The 24,415-nt window shown below is 64.5% G+C and carries 20 protein-coding genes and 1 tRNA gene; 7 read left to right on the forward strand and 14 right to left on the reverse strand.

All coding sequences use genetic code 11. The features are described 5' to 3' along the window. Positions 1–138: 138 nt before the first annotated feature. Together VI123_RS15085 and VI123_RS15090 are read left to right on the forward strand one after the other, a co-directional pair. Positions 139–993 (forward strand): alpha/beta fold hydrolase, encoded by an 855-nt coding sequence (locus VI123_RS15085; protein ID WP_336339397.1) that lies wholly within the window; start codon positions 139–141, stop codon positions 991–993. Next, complete coding sequence (locus tag VI123_RS15090; RefSeq protein WP_336338896.1) at positions 986–2,584, forward strand: AMP-binding protein; 1,599 nt, start codon at positions 986–988, stop codon at positions 2,582–2,584. Before VI123_RS15085 ends, VI123_RS15090 begins: the two co-directional genes overlap by 8 nt. A gap of 139 nt (positions 2,585–2,723) precedes the next feature. Here VI123_RS15090 and VI123_RS15095 read toward each other — a convergent pair whose 3' ends face one another. The 8 genes from VI123_RS15095 to VI123_RS15130 form a co-directional block, all read right to left on the reverse strand. Continuing rightward, the gene (locus VI123_RS15095) at positions 2,724–3,974 is read right to left on the reverse strand and encodes a mandelate racemase/muconate lactonizing enzyme family protein (RefSeq protein ID WP_336338897.1); all 1,251 of its coding nucleotides are present in this window, start codon (positions 3,972–3,974) and stop codon (positions 2,724–2,726) included. 600 nt (positions 3,975–4,574) lie between these two features. Beyond that, on the reverse strand, positions 4,575–5,651 hold the full coding sequence (locus VI123_RS15100; protein WP_064287945.1) for a tyrosine-type recombinase/integrase: 1,077 nt from the start codon (positions 5,649–5,651) through the stop codon (positions 4,575–4,577). A 740-nt stretch (positions 5,652–6,391) separates the two neighbouring features. Next, positions 6,392–7,024, reverse strand: a complete 633-nt coding sequence (locus tag VI123_RS15105) for a hypothetical protein (RefSeq protein WP_336338898.1) — start codon at positions 7,022–7,024, stop codon at positions 6,392–6,394. Positions 7,025–7,026: 2 nt separating this feature from the next. Then, positions 7,027–7,869: a hypothetical protein gene (locus tag VI123_RS15110; protein ID WP_336338899.1), complete on the reverse strand. Its 843-nt coding sequence runs from the start codon at positions 7,867–7,869 to the stop codon at positions 7,027–7,029. 44 nt (positions 7,870–7,913) lie between these two features. Next, a complete protein-coding gene (locus VI123_RS15115) occupies positions 7,914–9,755 on the reverse strand; it encodes a hypothetical protein (protein ID WP_336338900.1) in 1,842 nt (613 codons plus the stop codon). A 422-nt stretch (positions 9,756–10,177) separates the two neighbouring features. Continuing rightward, on the reverse strand, positions 10,178–10,495 hold the full coding sequence (locus VI123_RS15120) for a hypothetical protein (protein ID WP_336338901.1): 318 nt from the start codon (positions 10,493–10,495) through the stop codon (positions 10,178–10,180). A 286-nt stretch (positions 10,496–10,781) separates the two neighbouring features. Then, a tRNA-Pro gene (locus tag VI123_RS15125) sits at positions 10,782–10,852 on the reverse strand. A gap of 88 nt (positions 10,853–10,940) precedes the next feature. Continuing rightward, positions 10,941–12,026 (reverse strand): right-handed parallel beta-helix repeat-containing protein, encoded by a 1,086-nt coding sequence (locus tag VI123_RS15130; RefSeq protein WP_336338902.1) that lies wholly within the window; start codon positions 12,024–12,026, stop codon positions 10,941–10,943. Between the two features lie 145 nt (positions 12,027–12,171). Between VI123_RS15130 and VI123_RS15135 the strand changes: the two genes are divergently transcribed. The 3 genes from VI123_RS15135 (at position 12,172) to VI123_RS15145 (ending at position 16,508) form a co-directional block, all read left to right on the forward strand. Further along, a complete protein-coding gene (locus VI123_RS15135) occupies positions 12,172–13,506 on the forward strand; it encodes a DEAD/DEAH box helicase family protein (RefSeq protein WP_336338903.1) in 1,335 nt (444 codons plus the stop codon). Between the two features lie 106 nt (positions 13,507–13,612). After that, positions 13,613–14,878: a TIGR00341 family protein gene (locus tag VI123_RS15140; protein ID WP_336338904.1), complete on the forward strand. Its 1,266-nt coding sequence runs from the start codon at positions 13,613–13,615 to the stop codon at positions 14,876–14,878. 73 nt (positions 14,879–14,951) lie between these two features. Then, positions 14,952–16,508 carry a DUF790 family protein gene (locus VI123_RS15145; RefSeq protein ID WP_336338905.1) on the forward strand — a complete coding sequence of 519 codons (1,557 nt, stop codon included), beginning with the start codon at positions 14,952–14,954 and terminating at the stop codon, positions 16,506–16,508. A gap of 76 nt (positions 16,509–16,584) precedes the next feature. Here the strand turns inward: VI123_RS15145 and VI123_RS15150 are convergent, their stop codons facing one another. The 3 genes from VI123_RS15150 to VI123_RS15160 all read right to left on the reverse strand — a co-directional run bounded on the left by VI123_RS15150 (position 16,585) and on the right by VI123_RS15160 (position 19,186). Further along, the gene (locus tag VI123_RS15150) at positions 16,585–17,565 is read right to left on the reverse strand and encodes a nucleotidyltransferase domain-containing protein (protein WP_336338906.1); all 981 of its coding nucleotides are present in this window, start codon (positions 17,563–17,565) and stop codon (positions 16,585–16,587) included. 212 nt (positions 17,566–17,777) lie between these two features. Then, the gene (locus VI123_RS15155; protein WP_336338907.1) at positions 17,778–18,278 is read right to left on the reverse strand and encodes a DUF7122 family protein; all 501 of its coding nucleotides are present in this window, start codon (positions 18,276–18,278) and stop codon (positions 17,778–17,780) included. After that, entirely contained in the window at positions 18,275–19,186 is a 912-nt protein-coding gene (locus VI123_RS15160; RefSeq protein ID WP_336338908.1) for an RsmB/NOP family class I SAM-dependent RNA methyltransferase, read from the reverse strand. The genes VI123_RS15155 and VI123_RS15160 overlap by 4 nt, the downstream gene beginning before the upstream one ends. A gap of 87 nt (positions 19,187–19,273) precedes the next feature. Between VI123_RS15160 and VI123_RS15165 the strand changes: the two genes are divergently transcribed. Both VI123_RS15165 and sppA read left to right on the forward strand, forming a co-directional pair. Continuing rightward, positions 19,274–20,011, forward strand: coding sequence for a proteasome assembly chaperone family protein (locus VI123_RS15165; RefSeq protein WP_336338909.1), 738 nt, complete (start codon positions 19,274–19,276; stop codon positions 20,009–20,011). Then, entirely contained in the window at positions 20,011–21,006 is a 996-nt protein-coding gene (gene sppA, locus VI123_RS15170) for a signal peptide peptidase SppA (protein ID WP_336338910.1), read from the forward strand. Before VI123_RS15165 ends, sppA begins: the two co-directional genes overlap by 1 nt. A gap of 19 nt (positions 21,007–21,025) precedes the next feature. Here the strand turns inward: sppA and VI123_RS15175 are convergent, their stop codons facing one another. From VI123_RS15175 to VI123_RS15185, 3 genes are all read right to left on the reverse strand, one after another. Then, complete coding sequence (locus VI123_RS15175) at positions 21,026–21,700, reverse strand: DUF7504 family protein (protein WP_336338911.1); 675 nt, start codon at positions 21,698–21,700, stop codon at positions 21,026–21,028. Next, positions 21,697–22,314, reverse strand: a complete 618-nt coding sequence (locus VI123_RS15180) for a HalX domain-containing protein (RefSeq protein WP_336338912.1) — start codon at positions 22,312–22,314, stop codon at positions 21,697–21,699. The genes VI123_RS15175 and VI123_RS15180 overlap by 4 nt, the downstream gene beginning before the upstream one ends. 72 nt (positions 22,315–22,386) lie before the next feature. Next, positions 22,387–24,369 (reverse strand): sensor histidine kinase, encoded by a 1,983-nt coding sequence (locus VI123_RS15185; RefSeq protein WP_336338913.1) that lies wholly within the window; start codon positions 24,367–24,369, stop codon positions 22,387–22,389. Positions 24,370–24,415 lie beyond the last annotated feature (46 nt).

The raw sequence follows: 24,415 nt of genomic DNA on the forward strand, positions 1-24,415 counted from the left end.
GGAAACGGCTACTGCTGACGTTCGGCCTGACGCTGGGCATCGGGCTGGCCGGCGCGGCCGGCACGCTCCCGACGTGGGACGACCGACACCGTGCAACCGACGCCGGACCGCCCGACCGACGCCGGCGGCGGAACCACGATGAGCCCGAAACCGGACCACTTGAAGGATTTCCAACCAGAATTGCCCACTATGCAATACGCGACCAACGACGGCGTCGACATCGCCTACGAACGTGACGGGCCGCCGGACGCCGAGACCGTCGCCTTCGTCGAGGGCATCGGGTACGGCCGCTGGATGTGGCTGTGGCAACAGGAGGGGCTCGTCGACGAGTACCAGACCGTGGTGTGGGACAACCGCGGCACCGGGGATTCGGACGAGCCGGACGGCCCGTACACGATGAGCCAGATGGCCGGGGACCTGGAGGCCGTGCTCGACGACGCCGGCATCGGGCGGGCGCACATCGTCGGGGCCAGCATGGGCGGGATGATAGCCCAGCAGTACGCCCTGGAGTACGACCGGGCGCAGTCGCTGACGCTCATGTGTACCTCCCCGGGCGGTCCGGAGGCCAAGCCGGTTCCCGAGGAGACCCAACAGCGGATGTTCGACGTGCCAGAGGGCCTCGGCGAGCGGGAACTCCGGCGGTACAAGATGCGGCCGGCGCTCTCGGACGCGTTCATCGACGCCCACGAGGACCTCATCGAACGCATCGTCGACTGGCGCATCGACAGCGACGCCAGCGACCGGGCACTGGAGTGGCAAGGCGCGGCGGTCCAGGCGTTCGACGCGTCGGACCGTCTCGGTGAAATCACGCAGCCGTGCCTCGTCATCCACGGGACCGCCGACGAGGTGGTGCCCTACGAGAACGGGGAACTGCTGGCCCGCGGGCTGCCCAACGCCGACTTCGTCACCGTCCACGGCGGCCCGCACCTGCTGTTCATCGAGGAGCACGAGCGCGTCACCACACAGATTCGGGAGTTCGTCGACGGTGTCTGAGCGCACGCCACAGGAGTGGGTCGGTGCCTGGAGCGACCGCCGGGCCGCACTCACCCCGGACCGCGAGGGACTGGTGGACGCGACGACCGGCCGGCGGTTCACCTACGCCGAACTGGACCGGCGCGCGAACCGGACCGCTCGCCTGCTCCGGCAAGACGGCGTCGGCAGCGACGACACCGTCGCCGTCGTCTCGCGGAACCGCCCCGCCGTCGTCGACCTGTTTTTCGCCACCGGCAAGACCGGCAGCCGGCTGGCCCCGCTGTCCCACCGCCTCGCACCCCCCGAACTCGCGGTGCTCCTTGACCGCGTCGATCCCGAACTCCTCGTCGTCGAGACACCTTTCGCCGAAACTGTCTCGACCGCCCTGGAGAACGCCGACGTGGCCGCTCCCCGCCTCCTCCATCTTGCCACCGGCGGCGCGCCCTCGGTCGCGACGCTCGACAGCACGCCCTACGCTTCGGCCCTCCCCGAGGACGACGCGCCCGTCGAGACGGCGGCCCCGGCCCCCGGCGACACGCACCTCCTGCTCCACACCGGCGGCTCGACCGGGACGCCGAAGGAAACGGAGATAACCCACCGCGGCGTCGTCTGGAACTCCCTGAACACCATCACGGCGTGGGGCCTGCGGGCCGACGACGTGACGCCGATGGTGTTCCCGATGTTCCACACCGGCGGCTGGAACGTTCTCACCGTCCCGCTGTGGCATATGAGCGGCACCGTCGTCATCGCCCGCGAGTTCGACCCCGGCGACGTGCTGGACATCGTCGAGCGGGAGGGCGGGACGGTGCTGGTCGCCGTCCCCGCCGTGCTCCGGCTGATGGCCGACCACGACCGCTGGCCGGAGACGGACCTCTCGACGCTCCGCTTCGCCAAGTCCGGCGGTGGCCCCTGCCGCAAGAGCGTGATGGAGGCCTGGTGGGACCGCGGCGTCGACCTCTCGCAGGGCTACGGCCTCACCGAGTGCGGCCCGAACAACTTCGCGATGCCCGAGGGGTGGCCCCGCGAGAAGGCCGATTCCGTCGGCAAACCGGCGATGCACGTCGACGCGCGGGTCGTGGCAGTCGGCGACGATACGGACGCCGACCCTCCGACGGTGGAACGCGGGGCGGTCGGCGAACTCCAGTTGCGCTCGCCCCACGCCGCCGACCGGTACCTCGACGACCCCGAGGCCACCGCCGAGACGTTCGGCGACGGCTGGGTGTCGACCGGCGACCTCGCCCGCGTCGACGCCGACGGCTACTTCTACATCGAGGGGCGCACCAAGCACATGTTCGTCAGCGGCGGCGAGAACGTCTACCCCGCGGAGGTCGAGGACGCCATCGCCGACCACCCCGCCGTCGGCGAGGTCGTCGTGATTCCGGTCCCCGACGACACGTGGGGCCAGGTCGGGAAGGCCGTCGTCGAACCCGCGACCGCCGCATCGGACGACGGCGGCGACGGGCCGCTGACGCTCGCGGAATTGCGAGCGTTCCTCGACGGCCGCCTGGCCCGGTACAAACACCCCCGCGAAATCGCGTTCGTCGAGACGATGCCGACAAGCGGCCCGGACAAAATCGACAGGGGTGCGGTCGTCGACCGGTTCGGAGACTGACCCCGCTCTGTCTGACGGGGCCACCGTCGGACATCGCTCCGAAACGGAACTGCGAGGAGAGTTCGATACCGCACCGCCGCGTCGCCCCGGGCGACCACCACGTCGCCCGGTCCAATCAACACCAGAAGGTGGACCGCCGTTACGCTTCGTCGAAGACCCAGTCGCCCTCGACGACGTGGTCCGCGACGGCGTCGAGGTCGAGGGTGAGCCCGAGCCCCGGTTCTTCCGGAATCTCGATGTAGCCGTCCTCGATGACGTCCTCCTCGACGAGGTCCTCCCACCAGCCGAGTTCGTAGGAGTGGTACTCGACGGCGAGCGAGTTCGGGACCGCGGCCCCGACGTGAGCGCTGGCCATCGTCGCAATCGGCGAGGAGACGTTGTGCATCGCCACCGGGATGTAGTACTGGTTCGCCACGTCGGCGACCTTCCGCGTCTCGCGCATGCCGCCGACCTTCGGCATGTCCGGCGCGACCATGTCGACGGCCTGGTTCTCGATGAGGCGTCGCTCCTCAGTGACGCGATAGCGGTTCTCGCCGACGGTTATCGGCGTGTTCGTCGACTTCGTGACCTCTTCCTGGACTTCGAGGTTCTCCGGCGGGACGGGGTCTTCGAGCCACCACACGTCGTACTCCTCGATGGCCTCGGCGAGGCGCTTGCCGGAACTGCCCGAGAAGGTCCAGTGACAGTCGAAGGCCACGTCGGCCTCGTCCTTGACTTCCTCGGTGACCCGCTCGACGATTTCGGCCTTGTGTCGGATTTCGCCCGGGCGGAGGTGGCGGTTCGAGCGGTCTTTCTCCAGGCCGCTGGGCACGTCGAGGTCGAACTTCAGGGCGTCGTAGCCCAGTTCGTCGACGACGCGGCGGGCCTCGTCTGCGCAGGCCTCGGGGTCGGCCTCCTCCTCGGTGTGGCAGTCACAGTACACGCGCATCTCGTCGCGGTACTTGCCGCCCAGCAGCTGGTAGGCCGGCACTTCGAGTATCTTGCCCGCGAGGTCGTGCAGCGCAACCTCGATGCCGGCGATAGCCGTGACGGTCACGCCCTCGACGCTCCCCTCGCCGGACATCTTCTGGATGAGGTGCTCGTAGAGGCGGTCGATATCCAGGGGGTTCTCGCCGACGACGAACGGCTTCATCCGCTCGATGAGTTCCGGAACGCCCGCGCCCCAGTAGGCCTCGCCCGTGCCGACGATGCCCGCGTCCGTGTAGATGCGAACGAGCGTCCACGGGAAGTTCCCGTCGACCATCGTGGTCTGTACGTCTGTAATCTCCACGTCGCGGCCGCCGCCGCGCTTCGCAGTGACGCCCATCGTCTCCGCGGAGAGCTCCCGCATGGTGTACTCCGCGTTCGGGTCGTGCAGGTCAGCGTAGTCTACGTCGTTTGCCTTTCCCATACCCCCCGATTGCTATCGGCGTCACAAAAGTGTAGAGGAAATCGGTCTCGCCCGTCGTCGCCCCAGACGCCGCCACGTTGGGGCAGTCACGCGCCGGACACGGAATCGAGAACAGGGCGGTTACGTGTAGCTCGACACGAACCTGCAGGTTATCGAAGCCCCTACCGCGACGGCTGGCCCTCTATGCGACGATTCGTCCCTGAGTATGTGTGCCAGTACACACATAGCTGTGCGTAGTCCATCGAGAATAAGAACGTGTGTGTATGGGTTTGCCAAGGAAAGCGTTCGCTACTGTCGGCTAAATGTCGCTATAACTGTCTGCGGGTCCCTGCTTGCCCGAACGACCACCCCAGAGACCGCTGACGTAGTCCGGTGAAAAGGTGCGTTTCTTGGCAGTAGTATATACTTCGAAGGTATTTAAAGAGCGACTAAATTTCAGCCGAACACTCGAAGGAAGTTGGCCGTTCGCACACCTAAGCGTACAGGTGTCGGAATCTGAGGAAAGATGAAGTGGGACCGCCGAGTGCCGCGATTCGTCTCTAGAGCTGTTCATCCGTGGGTACGCGTGGTTGTGACTCATGGGTACTCTGTGAACTGCGGTTAGTCGATGTAGCTACGGCGCGATTCCATCCGCTTCAGAAGGTCCGGCTGGTCGTAGTGCGTCCGAATGACCTCCGGGGTCGCGTTCACACGCTCGGCCAGCACCTCCGGCGGCCAGCCTTCATCACGGTGATGCGTAATCGAACCTGTCCGAATCCGATGTGGAGAACGGGCCGACGGGCAACGCGATTCGTAGCCGTGTTCCAGCGCCTCGCAGGTCTCCGTATCGCGGTCGTGCGGGCACGTCCCGAAACGGCACGGCTGGGTGATGATATTGAAACGCGAGCGAATCGCGCCCTTCGACATCCGACCGGTTCCGCGCTTGCTAGAGAACAACGGCTTGCGCCCGTGTTCGTCCTCGACCTCGACGCGGGTCACCTCGATGTAGTCTTCGAGCAGCTGCCCGATCTCTTCGGACAGGCCAACCGGCCGCTCACCATCCTCCTGATTCTTCAGCGGCGTATCCGTCTCAGGCCGGTGGCAGAAGTAGACGAACGGAACGTCGAACTGTTCGAGTTCCTCGTCGGTGAGTCCGTCCCGGTGGGCCAGTCGGTCGAGATCGTCGTCGGTCAGGTAGCAGTCGTCCAGGTCGAGCGCACGAAGCGCACCGAGTCGAGCACCAGTATGCCACGCCAGCGCGAACAGCATGTGGTCGCGGCTGGCGTAGTCGAACTGTTCCAGTTTGTGCAGAATCGTCTCGGCACGGTTCGCCGTCAGTTTCTCCTCGTTCGCTCGTTCTGCCTTCGAGAGGGTCGGCACGTCGACTTTCGCGGGCAGTACCGGCGGGACTGCTTCTACGTCGACGCAGAAGTCCAGAAACAGTTTGATCGTCCCGAGTTGCGTGTTCAGGGCGTTCTTCGTTAGCCCGTCAGCACGCCGGTCGGAGTCGTATCGGAACACGTCGCGCCCGGTGAGGTCGTTCAGGTTGTCGATGCCCTCTTCGTCGAGCCAGTCGACAAACTGCCGAACACGGTAGTAGTAGCTCTGAACCGTCTCGTCGGCTTTCTCGGCTTTCTGCCGGTCTATCCACATCTCCAGTGCTTGCCGCGGGGCAAGCGGTTGGAGATCGTCACTCATCGGTGTCCCTCTCGGATGGGGCATCCGGTTCTGTTTCGAGGGCGGACGAGCGAATCCGATTTCAGATTTGACGGGGCAGTCATCCACTCCTGACTGCTGATTGCACGTATAAACCGGACCGTCTCGGTTGGGTGAAAGTGGAACCGTGGGGTTAGGCCCACTGATTACTGCGTTTATCCGGCTTTCTGAATCCACTCTTGAGAAACTAACACGACTGCCGGATAACCTCCGGCGGGGTCGAGCGAGGGGTTTAATCCTCGCGGTTGTGTCTGCCAACATGCTTCCGTGCTTGGTCCACGGGAGCCACAGCGGGCCGGTGTTGCAGCACCGGGTCCGCTAAATTCTCAGTTACTGTGGCTTCCTACTCAGGGCATAACATTGAGTGAACTTAGTTGTTTCTACTAAACTAACTGTCTTCAAGACCCTAACACAGATATATTTTGAACAGCTATGTTTCACAAATAGGATTAAATATGGCTGGTGGACGTAAAGAAACAATTGACGACATTGAGATATTACGAGTGTTCGAGAAATCTTCTGATCCGGTGCTTTTTACTGGAGAAGTCGCAAATCTTATCGGATTTTCAAACCAAGGGACTCTACCTCGATTACGGGAACTGGAAGAAGAGGGATTTATATGCTCGAAGAGAGGCGGTAAAGTGTTAGTTTGGTGGCTTTCAGAAAGGGGGAAAAAACGAGCAAACGACTGAGAAGGCTAAATTCAAAAATACAAACTGAAGTCACTGGGCTACACCCCATTCTTCAGCTTCTTCCGGTTCAATTTGCTCAGTATCCAAATCTTCAGGAGGATCTGGATCTCCTTTTAATTCTATTCGTTTTATTGTCTTTTTAGTCTTCATATCTTTGAACTCTAACTTATATTCTCCTTCTGCAATCTCATCCGGTTCGCCCACTATTTTGAGAGTAATCGGGAATCCATTAAGATCTTGATCAGATTTGAGGTGGTTCCCCTCCAATCTGACAGAATCGGGTTTATTATCCCAAGGAACAATGTCAATTGCCGGATCACTTTCTATAGATATATCAAACTCTGTGGCCCAATCTGGGATATCAAAATACGTTTCTAAGTGGCCAATTCCGTGGGATACTCTAAATCGTCCGTTATGATGATTCTCTACAGAGTTGGGAGGTCGTGTTTGAAGACAAGTTATCTTGATCCCACTCTGTGTTTTGCGAATAATAATTGGTATAATAAACGCTAAAATTGCGACTGAAAATGTTACTATTTGCGCAGCTGTTTCTGTCAATATTAACCCAACAACAGCTGAAAGACCTGCTGTTCCAACTGCTATTTTTCCCCATGTTGGATTGTGTGATTTCGTAATTACAGATTCTATAATTCGAGGGGACATGGTTATCGTGTTTGGACTCCCTCATACTCTACTGCAATATTGGAAATTCTCTTACAAAAGTAGATAGAATAAATCATTCTTGCCAAATCAGTCATTCTTGATATGGCTCCCTCCGACGCCTTCACATGAAGTCGATCACTTTGAATTTGGATGGCTGTGTCTATATTGTCAATATAATATTTCACGGTGATATAGTTTATCTGCCCTTCTGACATATTCTGATATCGGTTGGTCAGTTCTGATTTCAAATCACCGGAATAGATCTTCATCGTGGAAATATTGTCAAACCCCTCAAACTGTACTTCTGAAATCTCGTTTGGCTGAATTATATTATCGGAAAATACGTCATTGAATTCTTCATATATGTGTGACATGAAATCAGGTGTGAATTCGATATTCTCAATTAGTATCTCTTCTGAATGCACTCTCTGAATTGCACTAATGGCTTGATTTACAATCGACTGCTTACCTCTGAGTAACGCAATATTCGAATCAAAAAAATACACTTCAGCAGATTCTACTTCTCGAACATAGACTTCCCTGCGTTCTTGATCAACAAATGCTGTTTCTTCATGATAAGATTCGACATTATATGTGACAGCAGTCAAATCCTTTAATTCTCTTTTGATGGCCCCTGATAATTTATTATCATTTTCTATATATTTTCTAATCTTCATTTCTTCAAACCCTTCAGCGGGTGCTGATGGATCTCCAGAATGGAATTCAGGTAGTTGTGATATGATCTCATCGATATTTGGTATATTTGTTGCAGGAATATTCTTCGTCCTAATCAAAACTGGAGTAAATACCAAGTATCCATCATAATGAAAGGTAGATTCATTCATTAAACAATTATTGATGCTAGCTCTATATAAAAAATCGGGACAAGCTAATTCCACACATCCAGAATTGGGTGAATTTTATCATGAGTATTGGTTGAATGTCTATCATTAACTACAGAACAGCTCTCAACGGCTTCAAATTCTTGTAATCTGTCTGCCGTTGCATCATCCGGCAGGTCCCAATACGCATAGGCACCGATGTAGTCAACAACACACCTGAAAGTAGCCTCTTCAGGCAACGTTGAACGTACCTGCGGCTGTTCGACATCGGAAATTGCGCGCTCTACGGCAGCGTCGAGATCGTCGAGATCGTCCCACTGCCGACGCGCGAGGTCGTTTCGTATCTCGCTCTCGCTCGCGGCTTGTACGGAGTCGAGCGAACACCAGCGGACGGCTTCGCGCACGTCCGGGTCTTGCAGGTGATCGTTCGGGTCGATTCCTTCCGTAATCGAAACCGAACAAGACCAGAACCGACGGTTCGTCGCCCAGTACAGCGCGAGCTTCCACGTCGCCGCTTTGTCAGCGTACGTCTCTCGGTCGTCGTCGCTCTGCTCAAAGGACTCCGTCGCGTCAAGCAGCGAGCCGAACGTCGCGCTCAGGTACTTGCCGAGATACGCACCAGCGGTTGACTCCATTTCGTGGCCGTCGTCGCCGAACTCGATCAACTCGTGCGAACGGGTCCGTTCTCGGACCCACTCTTCGCCGTGATCGTGGTCACCGAAGCGATACCAGTCGACGAAGCCCTCGTCGCTCTGGAACTCTGGTTCCAGCTCGTCGAGGTCGTCGCGGTACGTCAGCGGGTATACGTCGACGATCTCGCCTTGGCCGTAGTCGGCCCATTTCGCGGCTACTTCCGGTTTATCGCACAGCCACGGCAGTCCGTCTTGCTGGCGGGTCGGCACGTCGAAGAACAGCACATGCAGGTGCGGGTATCCTTTCTCAGTGAACTCCAGCGCCTTGATGTAGTCCGGTCGGTCACGCGGTCGCCCGGTGACCTCACTATCGAGATCGGGACGCCAGCCGGGAACATCCGGGTCGCGGGTATTGGCTTTCGTCGACGGGTCCGAGTCGAAATACGACAACAGCCGGTTGAAGTTCTCGTTTATCGAATCTATTCCATCAAGCAGCGAGTCTTGGCGCTTCGGGTCGGTCGTCAGCGTCACCAGCACGGCGTTCTCAGCGTTCTCGTAGCCGTATTCCAGCGCATCATTAAACCGGGCAAACTGCTTGGAGACGCGGCCTTGGTCGTTGAACCGGGTTTTGTAGTCCTTCGTCATCCGCTGTGTTGACTCGCCGCCGCGCCGGTCTACAAAGTGGACATCGAACAGCAGTTTGTAATCCTTGATGCGGTTCAGGTAGGATGTAAAACCGTCCTTCAGTAGCTCCCGCAGGTCATCATCTACAGAATCGACGCGAGAGAGGTAATTACGCAGGAACTCACGATCATACGTCAGGCCCTCTGTCTGGGTTGTTTGAGTAATGCCTTCTGTAATCAAGTCAAGAAGCCGCAGTGTCGGGGTCACGAAAAGAACGCCTGACGACCGGGATTTCCGCACGTACGGGTCGTCATCGGTTACAAGGTCGTCGATGAAGCGGTATGCAAACTGGTAGTCCGGGTCCGAACCGTCGACGCGCTCGCACGTCTCAGGCGACACTCCCTTCACTGCGTACGAAACGACGTGAGACAGCGGCGTACCTTCCGGATGCGCCGCAATGAACTTCGCAATGCGTACACGATCTTCGTCGCGTTCGGTCAGTGTTCCATCGAGCAACTGGCCGTGGCCGAGGAGGTCGCGCTCTTCCAGGAGGTCTGCTAAGACGGGAGTGTTACATCTGTCCGCGAGGTCGAGACCGCCCAGGTGTCCCGGCGGCTCCACGCGGCTGTTCATGCGTGGGACCCCGCGGGGGCAGAAACGGCATTGGTCGGACAGGTGAACGCGGTAACGATTCCCCTCACCCGCCGGGTTCGGGGGAAACGCTCGGGCTTCCGGGTCGACCCGCAAGGGGTCGCTGCCGGCTGGTCGAGCAGGTGCGGGCCGCGATTGGCGCTCGCGGCCCGGTCCGGGCTGCTCGCTCCGCTGCGCTGCCGGGCGTGCCAGCTCTCCCGCGCCCTCGCTTTCGGTGGCCTGTGGGGGCTGGCAGAGACGCGCAGCTGCGAGGTCGAGTCAACCCCCGCAAGGGGGGTTTCCTCTCCCGGAACGCGAACCTGTGGGGTCAAGCCGCCGACAAACTGGGTTGGTCGGACGGTGGGTCGGCTACCTACGGCGGGTACTCCCCTGTCCTCTCCTCGGCACATCGTCGGACAGAGGAGTTACCGATCAAGCGCCGGGTCGTCGACGCTGTGTCGGTCGAGTACCGGAACTGCGTAGCAGTGGCGGCACTCTCTCGCCCGGGCGTAGTCCGAGTCGATCTTGTTGATGCAGTTGTCGTGACAGTGGGCGCACCGATAGGCCGTGTACTGAGACCAATCGGTACTCTCGCCGTCCGCGACGTGTGGGAGGTTCGGCCTGTGTTCCTCAGGTAGGTTCTCAGGGGTCGAACCACGTTGTGCCGGACTGGGGCCGGAGTTCGGTATCTCACTCTCGTCGCTTTCCTCAGCAGGCTCTACGTGACTCTCCGCGTCACTCATCGGAACCACCTCGCACGAGTTCGTCGTCGACTTCTTGGACTGCACGACGCACCTCTGAATCAGTCGCACCGTCCTCAACGAGTCGGCTTGCAGGGACGAACGCACAGGGTGGATACGGCCACTGCTGACGACGCCGAATTTCGATCAGAAGCCGTAGCTTCTTGACAGACTTATTATGGTTCTCAGAGGTATTTAAAGAACGACTTAATTCCAGACGAATCGTCGAAGGAATCTGAACGCTCGCACACCTAAGCGTACAGGTGTCGGCATCTGATAAAACAGAGTATGGGACCGCCGAGATTCGAACTCAGGTCCGACGCACCCCATGCGCCGAGGATACCGCTACCCCACGGTCCCGCACTTCGGGAGAGGGGGGTGCTTTAATTAAGGCCTTCGTTTTGGCGGCGGGGTTGGGAGTCCGAGACGGGGGGTCGCCACGTAATCGTCACTCCGCGACATCGATACCGGGGCTGTCGATGCTGACGTCTTCGAGCGACCAGCCTTCGCTCGCGGAGCGGGCGTCGACACCGACGGCGTTTCGCTCCGCAGTCACGGTAATCGTCGCGTCGCTGACGGTCCAGGACGCGTTCGTCGTGACCGCGTGGATGCCCTGGTGCCCGCTCTCGATGGTCGCGTTTCGAATCGACCACGCACCGGTCGTTCGGGCGGCGAAGACGCCGACGTCCCGGGTGTCGAGCGTGGCGTCGGTGACCGTCCACGCGCCGCCGGAGGACGCGGTCACGAGGCCGGTGTCGCTCCGGGTGACGGTCAGGTCGGTCACCGTCCAGTCGCCGTCGCTGTCGATAGCTTTGACGCCGGTGCCGCTCCGCCGGACATCCGTGTTCCGGACGGTCCAGTCGCCGCTCGTCCCGGACGCGTCGACGCCGTCAGCGCCGGCGCGGTCGACGACGACCCCCGTGACCGTCCAGTCCCCAGTCGACCGACGGACGTCTGCGCCGTCGCCGCCGACGTCGACGAAGCGGGTGTCACGAATCGTCCAGTCGCCGGTGGTTCCGCGGGCGAACACGCCGCTGTAGGTGGTCCGGGCGACGGCGACGTCGGCGACGGTCCAGTTCCCGGTCGCGTTCGGTGCGTAGACGCCGACGTCGGCGGCGATGACGGTCGTTTCGGTGACCGTCCAGTCGCCGGTAGCTTCGTTGGCGGCGACGCCGAGACGGTAGTTCCGGACGGTGAAGCCGGTGACGGTCGGGGCGGCGGCGTCGGTCACCGTCACGCCGGTCCCGTTGGCGAACCGCGACCCGTCGAGTATCGCTCGGTCGGGTGCGACGAGGGTGATGCTCTCGTTGATTCGGACTTCTTCGTAGTAGGTGCCCGGTCGGACCTCGACAGTATCACCGCTGTCGGCGGCGTCGACGGCGGCCTGTATCGACCGGTAGTCGGCACTGCCGTCCTTGGCGACGGTGACGGTCTCCTGTGTCGTCTGTACGCCGGCCGCACTCGCCGGGAGGACGGCGATGGTCAGCACTACCGACAGAAACAGGGCAAGCAGTGGCGTTCGCGCGTCGTCCATGTTCGGAGTAGACGGTGCGAGAGGACGTAAACGGTACTGTTGTTTCACTCGGTAGCGTCCCGTTCGTTCGCTGAACGGAACCGTCCGGGGGCCTCAGCCTGCGGTCCGCGAAAGCGTTATCGGGCGGACCGCCGAACCTCGGGGCGTGCTGGAGTTGACGTACGAGTCGGGGACCGTCCGCGTGACGGGGGGCCCGCCGGCGGACCTGCCCGGCGTCGAGTACGACCGACGGTCCCAGACGGGACGAGCGCCGGCCTACCGGTACGCCGACCTCGTGGCGGCGCTCGGCGAGCGGGGCGTGGCCTACGACGACGCCGTCTTCGCGCTCCCGTCGCTGTCGCTCTCGACGGCGTACGACCTCCGGACGTACCAGCAGGTGGCGCTGGACGCCTGGCGCGACGCCGGCGACAGGGGGTGTCTGGAACTGCCGACTGGGAGCGGCAAGACCGTCATCGGCATCGCGGCGATGGTCGCGCTCGGGACGCCGACGCTGGTCGTGGTCCCGACCATCGACCTGCTGGAGCAGTGGCAACGCGAACTCCAGCGGGAGTTCGACCGCCCGGTCGGCCGCATGGGCGGGGGCGAGCAGCGAATCGAAGACATCACCGTGTCGACCTACGACTCGGCGTACCTGCGGGCCGACGAACTCGGCGACCGGTTCGGGCTCGTCGTCTTCGACGAGGTCCACCACCTCGGCGGGGAGGGGTACCGCGACATCGCCCGCCTGCTCGCCGCGCCGGCCAGGCTCGGGCTGACGGCGACGTTCGAGCGACCGGACGGCGCGCACGAAGTCGTCGAGGACCTCGTCGGGCCGCTCGTCCAGCGGGTCGGCGTCGACGACTTGGCCGGCGACCACCTCGCGGACTACGACATCAAGCGCATCGAGGTGTCGCTCACGCCCGACGAGCGCGAGCGCTACGAGGCCCACCAGGGGACGTTCACCGACTATCTCGAACAGTCGGGCATCCAACTGCGGTCGGGCAGCGACTACCAGGAACTGGTCAAGCGCTCGGGGTCGGACCCGGCGGCCCGAGAGGCGCTGCTGGCGAAACAGCGCGCCCGCGAGGTGATGATGAACGCCCAGCGGAAGGTCGACCGGCTGGCGACGATTCTGGACCGCCACCGCGGGGACCGAATCATCGTCTTCACCGCTCACACCGACCTCGTATACCGCCTCTCCGAGCGGTTCCTGATTCCCGCAATCACCCACGAGACCGGCGCGAGCGAGCGCCGGGAGATATTAGAGCGGTTCCGCGACGGGACGTACTCGCGGGTCGTGACGGCGAACGTCCTCGACGAGGGGGTGGACGTGCCCGACGCGAACGTCGCCGTCGTCCTCTCGGGCAGTGGCTCCGAGCGGGAGTTTACCCAGCGGCTCGGCCGGATTCTCCGGCCGAAAGCCGACGGCAGGCGGGCCCTGCTGTACGAACTCGTGACCGAGGGGACCGCCGAGGAGCGGGTCGCCAGGCGACGCAGATAGCCAGCAGTGCGCGGTCGGCGGGGTCTGGCCGCACGCTTATCCCCTCGATAACTATGCTCCCGTCCGCCGAGACCCAGAGAGACGCGATGTCACAGAGTGATTCCGAGTGCGGCTGATACACATCCGCGTCCCGGACGACAACCTCGACGGCGTCCGCGACGTGCTGGCCGACCGGGACATCAGCTACGTCCGGACCGAAGAGGCGAGCGACGACGGGACGGCCTGGCTGTTGCAGTTTCCGCTCCCGCCGGAGGCCGTCGACGAGGTCCTAGACGACCTCGAAGCGACCGGGCTCGACGCCGACCGGTACACCGTCGTCGGGAACGCCGAGACTGCCCGACCGGACCAGTCGGACTCCGCCCGCCAGCACGAGGACCGCATCTCCCACGACGAGCTCCGCGGTCGCGCAGTCGGCATGAACCCCGGACAGGGGACCTACTACGGGATGACGGTGCTGAGTGCAATCGTCGCGACGGCGGGCCTGGTGCTGGATTCGCCGGCAATCGTCGTCGGCTCGATGGTCATCGCACCGCAGGTCGGTTCCGCGCTCATCGCCAGCGTCGGGACGACGCTCAGCGACCGCCGGCTCATCGTTGACGGCGTCCGGGACCAACTGCTCGGGCTCGCCGTCGCCATCGGAAGCGCGTCCCTGTTCGGCCTGTTCATCCGCCACAGCGGGTTCGTCCCCGGACAGCTCCGCGTCACGACGGTCCAGCAGATCGCCCAGCGCATCTCGCCGGGCTTTCTCTCGCTGGCCGTCGGGCTCTGTGCGGGGGCCGCCGGAGCCTTCGGGCTGGCGACGGCGCTACCGGTCTCGCTCGTCGGCGTGATGATAGCCGCCGCGCTCATCCCCGCCGCCGCGGCCGTCGGCGTCGGTATCGCGTGGGAACTGCCGGCCGTCGCGCTCGGGGCGGGCATCCTCCTGCTGGTCAACGTCGCGTCCATCAACCTCACCGGCTTTCTCGTCCTCTGGGGACTCGGATTCCGGCCGGTGGACTGGGCGACCGACCGCACCCCAGTCGAGACGGTCCGAACCTACGCGCCGACCGTCGTCGCCGCCCTGGCGCTGCTGGTCGCGTTCGCCGGTGCCGGGACGGTCACCGCCCAGCAGATGCAGGTCGAAACGTCCGTCAACGATGCAGTCACGGACGTGCTGTCCGAGGCGTCTTACGAGCGACTCCGACTCCAGTCGGTGCGGACCCGATTCGGCGGCGTCTCGGTCTACCAGCTGGACCGGGAGGTCGCCGTCACGGTCAGCCGACCCGCCGACCGGGCGTATCCGGCCCTCGTCGCTGACCTCGAACGAGCCATCAGCCGGGCCATCGAGAGCGACGCCGCCGTCGAAGTCACGTTCGAGGACAGGGCGGGGTGACGCCGCCCGCCCACTGGTGGGCGTGCCGCCGCGACTCCCCGTGTTTTTGTCGCTCCGCCGCGGAGATGCGCGTGTGCTGACGAAAGACCTCCTGCGCGTCTCGCGGGCCGGCGGCGGCTATCACCTGCAGTTCGCCGACGCCGATGCGGAGCGGCTCACGGCCCGCGTGCTCGGCATCTACCAGGGTCACGTCGGCGAGCCCCGCGAGACGCTGGCGGCCGCGCTCGCGGACCTGGAGCGGGAGGCCGACGATTTCAAGCTCGTCCGCGGGTTGGCGAAGCTCGTCGAGCGGGAAGCCACCTTCGAGACGCGGGCCCCGGTCGACCCCGTCCGCGCCCGTCGCCGGGTGTTCGAAGCCGCCGCGGACATCGGCGTCGTGAGCGAAGCCGAGCGCGAGCAGGCCCTCGCCGAGGCGGCCGCCCACTTCGGCACGGACGCCGCGGCGCTGGCCGACGCGCTGTACGCCGACCGGGAGTCCCGGCAGGTGCTTGCCGACATCGACTCCCGCTGGGGGCCGGCCGAACTGCGGACCCAGTACAACCTCTCGCTGGCGCAGACGGCGCTGTTCGACGCGACCGAGGTCCGGGTCCGGTCGTCGGACCCGAAGGCGCTCGTCTCGGCGGTCAAACGCCTCCGGCTGCTGTACGAGATTCGCCGGACCGAGACGGGTCGGGAGGTCGTCGTCACGGGGCCGGACGCGCTGTTCTCGAACACGCGGCGGTACGGCACCCGGTTCGCCCGCCTCCTGCGCACGGTGGCAGCTGCGAGCGAGTGGGAACTGACCGCGACCATCGACGACCGGGGCACCGAGCGGGAACTCACCCTCTCGGACGGGGACGTCTCCGTCCCGGGCGTCGACCCGGTAACGGAGGTGAGCTACGACAGCGGCGTCGAAGCGGACTTCGCGGGCCGGTTCGCCGCATTGGACCTCGACTGGGACCTCGTCCGCGAGCCGGAGCCTCTGGCCGCAGGCGAACACGTCGTCATCCCGGACTTCGCCTTCGACTGGCGACCCGGGGCTGACACGGGGGTTCGGGAGACCGGGCGCGGGGCCGACGGGGCGGACGAGGCCCCCTTCCGCGTCTTCTTCGAGATTATGGGGTTCTGGACGCCGGAGTACGTCGAGAAGAAGCTCGCTCGCCTCGACGCGCTGGAGGACGTGGAGCTGCTTGTCGCCGTCGACGAGTCCCTCGGCGTCGGCGAGGAAATCGACGCGACGGACGCCAGGGCGATTCCGTACGCCGGGACGGTCAGCGTGAAAGCCGTGCGGGACGCGCTACGGCCCTACGAGGAACGGCTGGTGCGCGAGAGCGCCGCGGCCATCCCCGACGAACTCCGGCCCGACGCCCCGGTCGTCTCGCTCGCCGACCTCGCCGGCGAGTACGGCGTCAGCGAGGACGCGTTGGAGGGCGTCGCTTTCCCGGCCCACGAACAGGTCGGCCGCACCCTCGTCGCCCCTGCGGTGCTGGAGGAACTGGCCGCGGACATCCAGCCCGGGATGGACTACGAAACGGCCAGTGACAGACTGGCCGACCGCGGTATCGCGGACGACAGCGCGGCGCTCGCACGACTGGGCTATCGGGTCGCCTGGGAGGGGCTCGGTGGCGGGACTATCGAACCACGGGAGTGAGTGGCCCGTCGGACACAGCAGGGCGGCCGCTTCGCATGCGGGCAGTCGTCCGTGGACAGAGGGGAGCGACTCGGCGTCATGCCGGGCCGTCGCCCGGTCCCTCGGCCCGCTGTCGACGGCCCGATGTCGTTTCGAGGAGGGTGCGGAGCGGCCAGATGACGTAGTACAGCGGGTGCAACGGACCGGGGAGCGGGCAAAACCGGTACTCCGAATAGGTCGGATGCAGCGCCGAGTACCGGAGCAGAAACGGCACCAGCGCGGTCAGCGAGTCGCTGGAGGCTATGTAGAACCGTACGGTCTCGAGCCGTGTGGGTGCCCGTAGCTCCTCACTGACCAGCGACTCGATGGCAGTCTCCGCTAGCTCGGTGGCGCGGTCGTCCGTGCGAAGGCGGGCCGATACCGGTGCTGGGAGGTCGTAGTCGAAGACGTCGCGAGCGAGTGCAGCCCCGAGCAACAGTTTCCGCTCGACGCCACCGTCCCGCGCCCGGGTGAACACGCGGGTCCAGTCGACTGTCGCCGACTCCAGCGCGGCGACGAAATCACAGAGCCACTTCAGGAGATACCAGCGGTGCTTGGTTCCGTGGAACGCCAGCGCGAGGAGCCGGTCCGACGGTGCAAGCGCCGGGAGCGGCTGGCCGCCGACCGCGACCGTGTCGCGGCGGTCCCAGAGGTCACCGAACGGTGAGCAGAAGGGGCGCTCGGCGTCGCCCACCCGCCAGCGGAGCTCCGCTTCGAACTCCGGCCCTCGCATCTCGTACTCGTGCACGATAGACTTCGTCACGGGACCGCCAAGCAGCGCGGCGTCGTCCAGTCGCGGTGTGTCCTCGCGCCACTCGTAGCCCCGCTCTTCCAGAATATCCGCGGCGGTGGGGATGTCGTCCGGATGGACGAGCAGGTCCAGGTCGTTGTACTCACGCACCGTCGCGTCGCCGTAGGCAGCGGCGGACAGCGCCGGACCCTTGAACGGAAGCCCGCGCACACCGTGTGTCTCGAAACTGTCGAGTATCTCGTGTAAATCGGTCGTGAACGCGAGGTTTCGCAGCCGCTTGGTCTGCACTGTGTTACCGAGTCGTGTGCGCACGCCCACCGGCTCTCGACCGTCTCCAACGCCGACCGAATCTACACCGTCGAGGACGGGCAGGTCACGGAACGGGGGAGCCACGCCGAACTCCTCGACGACGGCGGGACGTACGCGGAGTTGTACGCGATGCAGGGCGCGGCGGCCGCACAGTCGCCCAGCGGGTGACCGTACCGGCACGGACGGTGAACTCAGACGTCTCGACGGCGACCCTTCGGGACCTGTGACCGGAGTTCGCCGTAGACGTACAGGCCGACGCCGACCGGTTCGGTCTCGCCGGCGAGGTCGTGGGTGACGACGAGGTACCCCCAGTCGCCGTCCCAGTCGAGTTCCCGGTCCTCGCCGGCGACGAACGCCCGAGCGGCCTCCTCTCCGAGGTGGATGACGTTCTTCGAGGCGCGGTCGCCGAACCGCTGGACGGCCTCCAGCGTCGGCTTCCAGTGCTCCTGGCGCGTCCGCAGGAACGTCATCCCCAGCCCTTCGGTGTCCACCGGCGACGGCGGAGTCCCACTGTACAGCCACAGTTTGCCGGCTCCCCGTTCCCAGAATGTGCGCTCCTCGAAGGTCTCCGGCGGCACACCAAAGCGGTCCTGCCAGAAGTCGAGGACCTCCTCGCGAGTCGCCCGCTCGGGGTCCTCGCGCTCGTCGTCTGACTCGGGGAGCCGCGTGAACTCCGTACTCTGGTCGCTCATTCCGCTCGCACCTCCAGTTTCGCACAGAAGAACCCGCCCGTGTCGTTGTGGTGGGGGTAGATTCGCTTGGCGTCGGCGACGCTCGGGTCGTAGGTCTCGTCCTGCCACTCGGTGACGCCCGGAGCGTGGTCGAGCGGGAGGTCGTACTCGACGATGTCACAGGCCGCCTCGTCTAGCACGTAGTCCAGCACGGCCTCGTTTTCCTCCGGCGCGAACGTGCAGGTGGAGTAGACGACGGTGCCGCCGGCCTCGGTCACCTCGACGGCGCGTTTGAGGACGCCCTTCTGGACGCCGGAGATGCCCTCGACGTGGGAGAGCGACCAGTCCTCCAGCGTGTCCGGGTTCTTGCGGACTGTCCCCTCACAGGAGCAGGGGACGTCCACGAGCGCGCGGTCGTACCCCTCGCCGCCGAAGGGCTTGAGCGAGTGGTTGCGGCCGTCCTCGTGGGTGACGGCCACCGTCGTCGCGCCCAGCCGCTCGGTGTTCGTCCGCAGCGCCGAGATGCGGCCGAGGTTGTTGTCGGTCGCGACGACCTCGCCGGTGTCGTCCATCAGGGCGGCGAGTTGGGTCGTCTTGCTGCCCGGCGCGGCACAGGCGTCCCAGACCCGCTCGCCGGGACGGGGGTCCAGTACGGTCGCCGGAATCGCCGACACCTCTTCCTGGCCGTGAATCCAGCCGTGGAAGTACGGCCAGTTCGCGCCGGGGGAGTCCTCCGGCAGGACGAACAGACCGTCGTGCCAGTCGACGGGAGTGTGGGCGATGCCCGCGTCGGCGAGCGCTGTCCGGACCCGCTCGACGGTTGCTTTGATGGTGTTGACCCGAACGGCCGACGGTAACGGGCGTTCACACGCGTCGATGAACGCCTCGAAGTCGTCGACGATGGGACGGTAGCGGTCGAGTGGTTCCATTGTCCGGCGTTCGCTTGCGGCCGGTTTGTGGGTTTCGGACGCCCGTGGCCCATGGCTTTCAAGCCGTCGGCGGCCGATACCTGAGGTATGGCACACGTACAGGTCCACCGCGACGACATTTCGCTCGATTCGCCGACACTGGTCGAAGGACTACCGGGGGTCGGTCTGGTCGGCAAGATAGCCGCCGACCACCTCGTCGACGCGTACGGGATGGCGTACTACGCGTCGGCCCACTGCGAGGGGTTGCCTGAAATCGCCGTGTACGGGACGGACGACCCGGAGGTTCGCCCGCCAGTCCGCCTGTACGCGGACGCGGACCGTGACCTGCTCGTCCTCCAGAGCGACGCGCCCGTCTCCCCGTCCGGTGCGAAGGAGTTCGCCGGCTGTATGGTGAGCTGGTTCGAGGCGAACGACGTGACGCCGATATTCCTCAGCGGCCGCCCCGCCGAGAAAGACGGCGTTCCCGACGTGTACGGCGTCTCGACCGGCGACGGGGCGGCGATGTTGCAGGACGCGAACGTCGAGCCACCCTCCGAGAACGGCGCGATTACCGGCCCCACCGGCGCGCTGGTCCACGAGTCACAGCGGGTTGGCCTGACCAGCATCGCGCTCGTCGTCGAGGCTGACCAGCGGTTCCCAGACCCGGAGGCGGCGCGGGCGCTCCTCCGGACGGGTATCAGTCCGCTGACCGACTTCGAGATCGACACGGAGGCGCTGGTTGAGCAGGCCGAGGAAATCGGCCGGGCAAAGGCCCAGCTCGCACAGCAGCTCCAGGAGAACCAGGAGGAGAGCACGAGCGCCCGGCCGCTCGGGATGTATCAGTAATGGCGGACGCAGACGACATCGTCCGCGGGCTCCTGGTCGCGGGTATCGGCGTCCTCGCGGCTGTTGCGGGGTGGTTCCTGTTCGTCGTGGTCCCGGACGACCTGGCGGAACTGCTCGGCGTCCTGTTGCTGCTTGCCCTCCTCCTCGGGGCGTTGCGCATCGGCAGCAACGTCGCCGGGTCGCTGTTGCCGGCACACAACGTCGCGGAGGTCGCCGTCGAGGGGCCGATTAGCCGCGACGGTGGCGGCGGCATCACCAGTCCGCCGGTCGGCGCGTCCGCCGACGATATCGTCGAGCAGATAGAACGCGCCGACGGCGACCGCGGCTCGGAGGCGCTGCTCCTGAAGCTCAACACGCCGGGCGGCGAAATCGTCCCCAGCGAGGACATCCGCATCGCCGCCGAGGCGTTCGACGGCCCGACCATCGCCTACGCGACTGACGTGTGCGCGAGCGGCGGCTACGACATCGCCGCCGGCTGCGACGAGCTGTGGGCACGGGAGGGCTCTATCGTCGGCTCAATCGGCGTCGTCGGCTCGCGGGTCAACGCCAAGGAGCTTGCCGACCGGCTCGGCCTCTCCTACGAGCAGTTCACGGCCGGGGAGTACAAGGACGCCGGCGTTCCGCTGAAGGAACTGTCCGAGGACGAGCGCGAGTACCTCCAGGGCATCGTCGACGACTACTACGACCAGTTCGTCGACACCGTGGCCGAGGGCCGCGAGATGGACGTCGAGACGCTCAAAGACACCGAGGCACGCGTCTTCCTCGGCGAGGAGGCGGAGGCGCGCGGGCTCGTCGACCGGCTCGGGACGCGAGACGAGGTCGAGGCGAGCCTGGAGCAACGGCTCGGCGAACCGGTGACGGTCAAGGAGTACGAACCGGAGCGCGGGCTGGCGGGCAAACTCCGCGGTGGCGCACAGGCGGTCGCGTACGCGCTCGGTGCCGGCGTCGCCGGCGTCGTCGACGGCGACGTCGAGGGGCTCTCGTTCCGGCGATAGTCTCCCGGCCTCGGACCGCTTACTCGTCGACTGTCAGCCAGTCCTCCGCTATCCCGTCTATGCCGGACAGGCGAACGGACAGTTCCCCGTCCGTCGAGTCAAGCGTCATGACGCCGTCGAAGGCCCGTCGCAGCGTGTTAATCGTTCCGTCGTCGTGTGCGTCGATGTTGAGCAGGAAGAGCCCGAGCGCGTTCTCCTGGTCGACGCCCCGGGTGAGGGTCTGACAGAACCGGTAGACGGTCTCCTGGTCGACGTACGAGAGGATGACCGAGAGCGAGACCAGGCCGAACCGGGTGCGGTCTATTTCGGCGGCGTCGAAGTCGTCGAACGCGTCCTTGAATCCGATACCGATGTCGGTGAGATTGCGTGGGGTGTTGACGTCCTGGGTGACCACGGCATCGTCCTCGACGGCGATGGACTCGGTCTGGCAGTCGATAATCCGGGTGTTGCCGTCGTGGTCGCCGCCGTCGCCCGCCGCCGCCGCGATGTCGGCCGTGATGTCCCCGGCCGGCGTATCCGTCGTCAGCACGAGCAGGTTCTCGTCCTCCCGACGGCCTTCTGCGAGCAGTCGCAACAGGAACTCCGTTCCGGCCGGCTCCGACGCGGTGACGAGGATGCTCGTCCCGGCCGGGATTTCGAGGTCGTCCAGCGTATTGAGAAGCCGATACGGCCGCTCGTCAGTAGTGTCTGTCATGCAGAGTCCCCCTGTGAATCCCTCTCGTCCGTCCCGGAAACGTCGACGTCCGGTACGTCGCCGATACCGCTCACGATGTCCTCACGGTCGAGGTTCGACGCCCGCGTCGACAGCCGCTCGTCGAGTTCGTCGAACCGCTCCAGGAGCTCCTGATAGTCCTGGTTCTCGGCCATTTCGGCGTCTGACTTCCGGCTCTCGATAGTGGATAGCTTTTCCGCGACGGCGTAGTGTTCCTGGAGCGTCCCGTCGTACCGGGCGCGCGCGACGAGCCGGTCGACCGTCTCTCTCACCGTCTCGCGGTCCAGCGCCTTCGGCACGTACGCGTCGAACGGCATGTCCACGATGTCGAAGTCCGGTTCGACGGCGGTCACCATCGCCACCTGACACTCGACGCCGGACGCCCGGATTCGGTCGAGCACCTCGTCCCCCGACAGCCCCGGCATCAGCCGGTCGAGTAACACTACCTGTACGGCCTCGTCGAGTTTCTCGAGCGCCTCCTCCCCGCTCGCGGCCGTCCGGAGGTCGTAGTCCGCAGCGAGCCACATCTCGTAGGTCTCTAAGAGCTTTTCGTCGTCGTCGACGACCAGCACGACCGGGTCCTGTTCCGTCGTCATGTCCGTGACCAAGCGTCTCTATCGCACCAATCAGCCCCCGGACGTAAATAACAGTCGGGAACACGCGGCGTGTCAGTCGGCGGTCTGGAACGAGAGCGTGAACACGGCCCCCCGCGGTTCGTTGTCGGTGACTGCGACCTGGCCGCCGTACTTTTCCAGCATCGTGTCGACGAAGAAGAGCCCGAAGCCCGAGCCGATGTCGGCGTCCTTGAGACCGCGATTGCCGCGCCGGAAGACCGTCTCCTTCTCGGCGTCGGGGACGCCCGGCCCGTCGTCCGCGACCCGAACGGCGGTCGTGTCGTCCCGCACGGTTACCGACACTTCGAGACTGGGCTCGGCCCTATCGTTGTGTTCGACGGCGTTGTCCAGGACGTTGCCGAGGACGTTGCCGAGCATTTCGTCTGCCTCGACCGTGACGCCCTCCGGGATGTCGGTCTCGACCGTGACGTCGGGATACGTGGTTTCGAGCGTGTCCACTCGCTCTTCGAGCACCGACGAGAGCGATACCGGTTCCGTGTTTTCCGCGCCGACCGCAGTCAGGGCGTCGAGCAGGACCCGGAACTGTCCGATGAGGTCGATGACGTCGTCGCTTTGCTCCACGACCGTCCGGGCGTACTCCGCGTCCTGTCCCGAGAGCGACTCCGAGAGGGCCTGCCCGCGGGCCCTGATAATCGTCATCGAGTTCTGGATGTCGTGTCGCAGCAGGCTGTTGACGAACTCCAGCTGGTCGTTTCGGCGCGTGAGCGCCTCCTCCCGTTCGACGCGGTGTATCGCCGCTCGCGTGTTCGCCACGAGGAGGTCGAGCAGATGCCGCTCGGTGTCCGAAAGCTCCGGCCCGGGCCGGCTGACGGTGAGCACGTGGGTACCGGGCAGGTCCCTGACCGACGTGCTGTGCGTCTGAATCCCGGCCGACGAGAGCGCCTCGCCGACCGCGTCCACGTCGATTTCCGGACCTGCGCCGTCGCCGTCCGGGCCGACCGCCTCGTCGCTGGCCCGTCCCGGTTCCGCGGCCGGCACCGGCGGGACACCCTCGATTTGGCGGCTATCGCCCTCGCCGACGGTGAGCATAATCGGTCGGTAGGCTCCCGACTCCGGCTCGTACTCCCACACGCCGACGGCGAGCGTATCGAACAGTTCGCCGATGAGCGTCCGGGTCGAAGCCACGACGCCCTCGACCGAGCGCGCGTTCAGCAGGCCCTCCGCCCCCCGGCTCACGGTCTCGAACTGCCGTTCGCGCTTCTTCTGTGCAGTGATGTCCGTGAACATGACGAACCCCGTGGCCTCGTCGTGTTGGTCCGGACCGGCCCCGACTGGGACGTAAGTGACGAGATAGTCCCGGGGGCCGTCCGCCGTCGCTGCGCGGAGCTCCGCCTGTTCGTCCGGCTCCCCGATGACTGTCTCCAGTCGGGTCGACGGCGGTGTCTCGGCCGCCTGCTCCGCCGGCTCCGGGGCGAGGAGCCACTCGGAAACCGTCTCGACGACGGGCTGTCCGACAAACCCCACGGTCCGGCCCCCGAACGCCCGCTGGAACGGCTCGTTGACGGCGGCGATTACCGCCCCGTCGGTCGCCGACTCGACGGCCATCATCGCGTCGGACGTGTTGTCGAAGAGGGCCGAGAACCGGTCCCGCTCGACGGCCCGGGCCGCGCTTTCGCGCTTGCTCCGCGCGTTGTAGATGCCTGCGATAAACAGGACGAGTCCGCCGATGATGATGCCGTCCCCGGCGATGACGTAGGGCTTCAAATCGTTCTGGAAGACGACCTGGAACCCCAGCACCCAGCCGTAGGCCAGCGCGACACAGCCCGTCCCGAGGATGGACCAGCGCGCCACGAGCTGGCTGTACTCCCGCTCCCAGTCGTTCCGGGAGAGCCAGAGACTCAGCCAGACGAACCCGCCCGACAGCGCCATGACTATCGAGTTCTCCAGGAGCGTCGACAGGGGTGACTTTCCGCCGGCCGTAACGTCTTGCCACATGTCCACGAGCGGGACACAGAAGAGGAGTCCGGCGAGAACGAGGAGCACGGCGGTGTAATCGACGGTATCCCGGAGCGACATACGGGGTCAACTCCGGCCCGAACACAAAACCGTGGCGACAGCGCGC

Origin of the sequence: Haloarcula sp. DT43 (genome assembly GCF_037078405.1) — an archaeon.
GTDB lineage: Archaea > Halobacteriota > Halobacteria > Halobacteriales > Haloarculaceae > Haloarcula > Haloarcula brevis.

Bases quoted from the DNA above. Each gene is read 5' to 3' on its own strand.
- VI123_RS15085 (WP_336339397.1), top strand. From the start codon at position 139: ATGAGCCCGAAACCGGACCACTTGAAGGATTTCCAACCAGAATTGCCC.
- VI123_RS15095 (WP_336338897.1), bottom strand. From the start codon at position 3,974: ATGGGAAAGGCAAACGACGTAGACTACGCTGACCTGCACGACCCGAAC.
- VI123_RS15100 (WP_064287945.1), bottom strand. From the start codon at position 5,651: ATGAGTGACGATCTCCAACCGCTTGCCCCGCGGCAAGCACTGGAGATG.
- VI123_RS15105 (WP_336338898.1), bottom strand. From the start codon at position 7,024: ATGTCCCCTCGAATTATAGAATCTGTAATTACGAAATCACACAATCCA.
- VI123_RS15110 (WP_336338899.1), bottom strand. From the start codon at position 7,869: ATGAATGAATCTACCTTTCATTATGATGGATACTTGGTATTTACTCCA.
- VI123_RS15115 (WP_336338900.1), bottom strand. From the start codon at position 9,755: ATGAACAGCCGCGTGGAGCCGCCGGGACACCTGGGCGGTCTCGACCTC.
- VI123_RS15120 (WP_336338901.1), bottom strand. From the start codon at position 10,495: ATGAGTGACGCGGAGAGTCACGTAGAGCCTGCTGAGGAAAGCGACGAG.
- VI123_RS15130 (WP_336338902.1), bottom strand. From the start codon at position 12,026: ATGGACGACGCGCGAACGCCACTGCTTGCCCTGTTTCTGTCGGTAGTG.
- VI123_RS15155 (WP_336338907.1), bottom strand. From the start codon at position 18,278: ATGAGCGACCAGAGTACGGAGTTCACGCGGCTCCCCGAGTCAGACGAC.
- VI123_RS15160 (WP_336338908.1), bottom strand. From the start codon at position 19,186: ATGGAACCACTCGACCGCTACCGTCCCATCGTCGACGACTTCGAGGCG.
- VI123_RS15165 (WP_336338909.1), top strand. From the start codon at position 19,274: ATGGCACACGTACAGGTCCACCGCGACGACATTTCGCTCGATTCGCCG.
- sppA (WP_336338910.1), top strand. From the start codon at position 20,011: ATGGCGGACGCAGACGACATCGTCCGCGGGCTCCTGGTCGCGGGTATC.
- VI123_RS15175 (WP_336338911.1), bottom strand. From the start codon at position 21,700: ATGACAGACACTACTGACGAGCGGCCGTATCGGCTTCTCAATACGCTG.
- VI123_RS15180 (WP_336338912.1), bottom strand. From the start codon at position 22,314: ATGACGACGGAACAGGACCCGGTCGTGCTGGTCGTCGACGACGACGAA.
- VI123_RS15185 (WP_336338913.1), bottom strand. From the start codon at position 24,369: ATGTCGCTCCGGGATACCGTCGATTACACCGCCGTGCTCCTCGTTCTC.